This is a genomic window from Bilophila sp. 4_1_30 (genome assembly GCF_000224655.1).
GTDB classification, from domain to species: domain Bacteria; phylum Desulfobacterota; class Desulfovibrionia; order Desulfovibrionales; family Desulfovibrionaceae; genus Bilophila; species Bilophila wadsworthia.
In genome coordinates, this window is the sequence record NZ_JH114232.1 from 119137 (window position 1) to 124473 (window position 5337).

Annotated in this window: 4 protein-coding genes; 3 read left to right on the top strand and 1 reads right to left on the bottom strand. The window is 60.8% G+C overall.

Translation table 11 applies throughout. From position 1 onward, the window contains the following. Positions 1-66: 66 nt before the first annotated feature. A complete protein-coding gene (gene rimO / locus HMPREF0178_RS07280) occupies positions 67-1368 on the bottom strand; it encodes a 30S ribosomal protein S12 methylthiotransferase RimO (RefSeq protein WP_009368131.1) in 1302 nt (433 codons plus the stop codon). Positions 1369-1782: 414 nt separating this feature from the next. Here rimO and rdgB point away from each other — a divergent pair, with 414 nt between their 5' ends. The 3 genes from rdgB (at position 1783) to rlmN (ending at position 5323) form a co-directional block, all read left to right on the top strand. Then, the gene (gene rdgB / locus HMPREF0178_RS07285; RefSeq protein ID WP_009368132.1) at positions 1783-2445 is read left to right on the top strand and encodes an RdgB/HAM1 family non-canonical purine NTP pyrophosphatase; all 663 of its coding nucleotides are present in this window, start codon (positions 1783-1785) and stop codon (positions 2443-2445) included. Between the two features lie 144 nt (positions 2446-2589). Then, the gene (locus tag HMPREF0178_RS07290; protein ID WP_005027902.1) at positions 2590-3924 is read left to right on the top strand and encodes an HD domain-containing protein; all 1335 of its coding nucleotides are present in this window, start codon (positions 2590-2592) and stop codon (positions 3922-3924) included. A gap of 325 nt (positions 3925-4249) precedes the next feature. Continuing rightward, entirely contained in the window at positions 4250-5323 is a 1074-nt protein-coding gene (gene rlmN, locus HMPREF0178_RS07295; RefSeq protein ID WP_009368133.1) for a 23S rRNA (adenine(2503)-C(2))-methyltransferase RlmN, read from the top strand. The last annotated feature ends 14 nt before the right edge of the window (positions 5324-5337 follow it).

The window sequence follows — 5337 nt, forward strand, 5'->3', positions numbered from 1 at the left end:
GGGAGGAGCCCCTTTTCCAAAAGGGGCTCCTCCCCTTCCCCAATCTTCAAATCCTTTCCTTCCCAACTACGCAAGCGCGACCAGATCATAATCGCGGCACTCAACGATGTCGGCATCAACGAGTGCGCCGGGCTCGACGCCGGGGCCGCTGATGTACACCATACCGTCGATTTCGGGGGCCTGAAACCACGCGCGCCCGGTGTGCAGGCCGGGCCACTCGGAATGGGGCGCATCCACGAGGATGGACAGGCGGTCGCCTTCAAACCGGGAAAGCCACTCGGCGCTGATGTCGGCCTGCGCTTCCATGAGCAAATCGCGGCGCCACTCCTTCACACGGTCTTCGACCTGATCGGGCATGGCGGCGGCCGGCGTCCCTTCTTCTGCACGATAGGCGAACACCCCGAGATGCTGGAAACGCACCTCTTCGATGAACTCGCGCAGATGTTCGAAATGCGCCTCCGTTTCGCCGGGGAACCCGACCATGATGCTCGTGCGCAGGGCGGCTTCGGGGAAGACGTTACGGATGCGGTCAATGGCCTCGCGGGGATTGCGCGCAAAGGGGCGGCCCATACGGGACAGGACGTCCGGATGGGAATGCTGCACAGGAACGTCAAAATACGGTACGAACGGCTTGCCCGCCTCGCGCAGATACTTGAGCATCTCGTGCGTCATCCCGGCGGGGTAAAGATACATGAGGCGCAGGCGTTCGAGGCCCGGCAATGGCAGGAGGCCGTCGAGCAGTGTACGGAGATCCTGCTTGCCGTCGAGATCACAGCCCCATTCCGTGAGATCCTGCGCCACGAGATTCAGTTCCTTGACCCCCTGATCCAGCAGGGCGCGGGCCTCGCGGACAATCATATCCTTGCAGTGGGAACGGTGCCCGCCCCGGATATTGGGAATGGCGCAGAACGAACAGGCATGGCGGCAGCCGTCGCTGATCTTGAGCCATGCGTAAGACGGCCCGGTGCTCAGGATACGGCCCGGAACCGTGGGTTCGGGAAGGCCGAGCTTCCGCGCGAGCATGGCGGGCCACTCCTCCAGATCGCTGTTGTCCAGCCAGAGATCCACTTCGGGCAGCTCAGGGGCCAGATCTTCCGCGTGGTAACGCCCCACGAGACACCCGGCGACCGCCAGCAGCGGACGCTTGGGCAGATCCTCGATGTCGGCGATGGCCTGCGCAATCGTCCGCACGGATTCCTCCGTGGCGGGCTGGATAAAGGCACAGGTATTGATGAAGACAAGCTCGGCCTCATCCGGCGACTCGACGGGAACCAGCGCCACCCCAAGGGAACCGAGAAGACGCTCAGTGTCCACCCGGTTCTTCGGGCAGCCGAGGCTTGTGGAATAACAACGCAGGGAAACGGACATGACGCACCTCATTCTAGGACAACGCTGCCGCACAGCAGCGGGATGTCGTATAGCTTCAAAAACAGCAAAACGCACTCATATAAAAGGGGGAGGTTCCGACCTCAACCTTAATAAACGTTTTCCCTTTACCGGGAAAGAATCCCATGTCTCTTCTTATCATTCCCCTTGAGCGGGCGGCAATGGGATGTTTTTCTCTCAGCCGGAGGCCTCCAGCGCGGCTTTGCGTCAGGAAACGATTTGCGGGGGGGGGCCGGACGAAGGAATACCCCGCGGCGGGGTTCCCGCCCTTTCCCAAAAAGCAACGCCCAACCTGTTGACGGAGCATAGGATTGGCGGCAAACTGCGCGGCGCGAGAGTTCGCCGCACGACCCGTTGGTGGTACGCAATATAGCGGCAATGCGCAAGGAGCAGACCATGAGCGAACAGCCTCACGATACGGAACCCGTTACCATCGTCCTCGCCACACGCAATCAGGGCAAAGTCCGCGAACTGGCGGAGCCGCTGCGCGCCTTCGGCCTGCGCGTCGTCGGACTGGACGCCTTCCCCGATCTTCCCGAAGTGGAGGAAACGGGCACCACTTTTGAAGAAAACGCCCTGCTCAAAGCCCGTGAGGTTTCCAAGCGCACCGGCCTTGTCGCCATTGCCGACGATTCCGGACTTGAGGTGGATGCCCTCAACGGCGCACCCGGCGTGTACTCCGCCCGCTACAGCGAGGACATGCCGGATCTGCCCGGCGCCACCAAGGACGAACGCAATACGATGAAGCTCCTCGCGGCCCTGTCGTCCGTGCGGCTGTGGAACCGTTCGGCGCGCTTCCGCACCGTCGTCGCCGTCTGTACGCCCGAAGGCGAAACCCTCGTCGCTCCCGGCACATGGGAAGGCAGCGTCGCCTGCTCCCCGCGCGGCAAAAACGGCTTCGGCTACGATCCCGTTTTCCTCGATCCCGAGCTGGGCCTCACCGCCGCCGAAATGTCCCCGGAAGAAAAAATGAGCCGCAGCCACAGGGCCAAGGCCCTGCGCGAGCTGCTGCGCCTCTGGCCCTCCTTCTGGGAAGGGTATCTCCGGAAGAGAGCTTGACTTTTCCGCGTCCGACTGTGACTTTGGGGCTGACAAAAACCCTACTTAAAGAGTATACTGATGCCCACGGGAAGGACGGCTTTTAAACGGAACCCGCCCTTGTATGGGCATTATGCCGCTATCCGACAGACAGGAGAACAGTTCATGGATCAAGCCACCCTCATGGATAAAATCAAGACCGGGACCACGCTCTGCAAGGCCATCATGCGCAACGGCTACGACGCCTATGCCATCAATGCGCCGCTGCAGGGCCTGATCTTCGAAAAAACCGGCGTATTCGACGTGGACATCGCCTGTGCCTGCGATACGGAAACCCTCTTCAAAATTTTCCCCAACGCCGTCCCCTACACTGAAGAAGGCGCTATGGCCATGCTTCAGGAAAACGGGGTCACCCTGCGTTTCTATAGTACGGATGTTGAGGACGCCTCCCATCCGGAAATGAGCCAGCTCCGCATCACGCCGCGCCTTGCGCGCCTCCTCGCCGAACTCCAGCTCAAGGGCCAGCTCAAAAGCTCCAACACCAACGACCCTGAAGCTAAAGAGTTCGAAGACTTCGACAAGGCCGGAAGCGTCAAGCTGGTGGGCCTGCCGAGCAAGACGCTCGCCAAGAATTACCTGCTCGCCATCCGTGCCCTGCGCTACGCCGCGAACTTCGATTTGCCCGTCAACCCGCACACGTGGGTGAGCATCATCCAGTCCGCCAACCGTATCCTCGACTACGTGCCCGCCCGCGAAATCATGGAAGAATGGCGCAAGGTCGCCGCCGAATCCATGTGGAAGTTCGTGCAGCTCCTTTTTGAAGCCCAGCTTCTGCACGGCCTCATGCCCGAAATCGCCGCCCTGTCCTGTATTAAACAAGAGCGCAACGACGACGGGGACATCGAAAGCGTGTTTGACCACACCATCGAGTGCATGAAGCGCTACCCCGAAGAAGGGTTCAGCATGGACTGGTACGGCACCCTCGCCACCATGTTCCACGATGTGGGCAAGCTCTACACCGCCGAACACCTCAACGGCCGCTGGACATTCTACCAGCACCACCGCGTGGGCGCCGGCGTAACCCGCAAAATCCTGCGCCGCCTGCACTTCACGTCCGAGGACATTGACCTTATCTGCCATCTCGTGCGGCATCACATGATGTTCCACTTCATGCTGACCGACCGTGGCATCCGCCGTTTCAAGGCCCTGCCCGAAACCGAGCGCCTGATCGCCATGTGCCGCGCCGATATTGAGGCCCGCGACGGCAGCTACACCTACTTCAACCATAATTCCAAGTACCTCACCCGCGCCGAGACGGACGAGCTGTTGCTTGAACCGCTCCTCAACGGCAACGAAATCATGGAGTACACCAGCCTGCCTCCCGGACCCGCCGTGGGCACCATCCGCGAAGCCCTTCTCAAGGCGCAGGTCGCCGGAGAGGTCACCGACCGCGATTCCGCCATCGCTTTCGTCAAGAATTATGCGGCAAAGCTGAAGTAGTCCGATTCAGATTGATGATTGATTGAGGTTGGGGAGGGGGAGGAGAAACTTTCTAAAGAAGGGGCCCCCACGTTTCTCCTCCCCCTCCCCAAACCTGTCCACGCGGCTCGCGCCCTCCCTCTCCACTTCAAAGACTTTCGTGTTTATCGAAGCCCTGTTGCCGACTTTCCCGAGATTCGAAAAAAGGATATGCGGCGGCGGAGTTCCCGCCCCATCCTACACAGGCCGGAGCGGGTACGGCTTTCGGCATACCGTCGGGGCGGCATAGCGATCCGGGCTGTTCCCAAGCTTTTTATTCACCTTATCCGCAGAGCACGCAACGCGCATGATAGACATTCTGAATCTGACGTTCCCCGAGCTTGAACGCTTCATCGTGGAGGATCTCGGCCAGCCTAAGTTCCGGGCCGCGCAAGTCTGGCAGTGGATCTGGCAAAAGCACGCTACCTCATTCGACGCCATGACCGACGTTTCCAAGCAGCTCCGCGCCAAGCTTGCGGAAGTCGCGGAAATCGTGCTTCCCGAGATCGTGACAGTGCAGACCTCATCCGACGGCACGGAAAAACTGCTGCTTCGGCTGCGGGACGGCACGTTGGTGGAGACGGTCATTCTCCCGAGCACGGGGCAGGACGGTTCCGTCCGGATCGCCCAGTGCGTGTCTTCGCAGATCGGCTGCGCGATGGGCTGCACGTTTTGCAGCACGGGCACGATGGGCTTTATCCGCAACATGACCGCCGGGGAAATCCTGAGCCAGGTTCTCGTGGCCCGTATGCGGCTCGGCGACAACCGCATCGACCACCCCATTATCCGCAACCTCGTCTTCATGGGCATGGGCGAGCCTCTGCTCAACCTGCGCGAAACCACCCGTGCCCTTGAGATGCTGAACCACGACAAGGGTATGGATTTCTCCCCCCGCCGCATTACCGTTTCGACCTGCGGCATCAAGGCGGGCCTGCGAGAACTCGGCGACAGCGGCCTCGCCTTCCTTGCCGTCTCGCTTCACGCGCCCAATCAGGAGCTCCGCGCCAAGATCATGCCCAAAGCCGCGAATTGGCATCTCGACGATCTTATGGCGACGCTGGAAAGCTATCCGCTCAAGACGCGCGAGCACATCACCTTCGAGTATCTCCTGCTTGGCGGCGTGAACGATCAGCCCGAGCACGCCCGCGAGCTCGCCAAGCTCGTTTCCCGGGTCAAGGGCAAGCTTAACCTCATCGCCTACAACCCCTCGGAGACTCAGCTCTACAAGGCTCCCACCGAGGCGGACATCCTCGCGTTCGAAAAAATCCTCTGGTCCAAGGGCGTCACCGCCATCCTTCGCAAGAGCAAGGGGCAGGACATCAAAGCCGCCTGCGGCCAGTTGAAGAGTGACTGGGAGCGTGAAAAAGGGGACGGAGAGTAAGATTGGAGGGGGAA

Coding starts and splice junctions, on each gene's coding strand:
- rlmN (WP_009368133.1), top strand. CDS start 4,250: ATGATAGACATTCTGAATCTGACGTTCCCCGAGCTTGAACGCTTCATC.
- rdgB (WP_009368132.1), top strand. CDS start 1,783: ATGAGCGAACAGCCTCACGATACGGAACCCGTTACCATCGTCCTCGCC.
- HMPREF0178_RS07290 (WP_005027902.1), top strand. CDS start 2,590: ATGGATCAAGCCACCCTCATGGATAAAATCAAGACCGGGACCACGCTC.
- rimO (WP_009368131.1), bottom strand. CDS start 1,368: ATGTCCGTTTCCCTGCGTTGTTATTCCACAAGCCTCGGCTGCCCGAAG.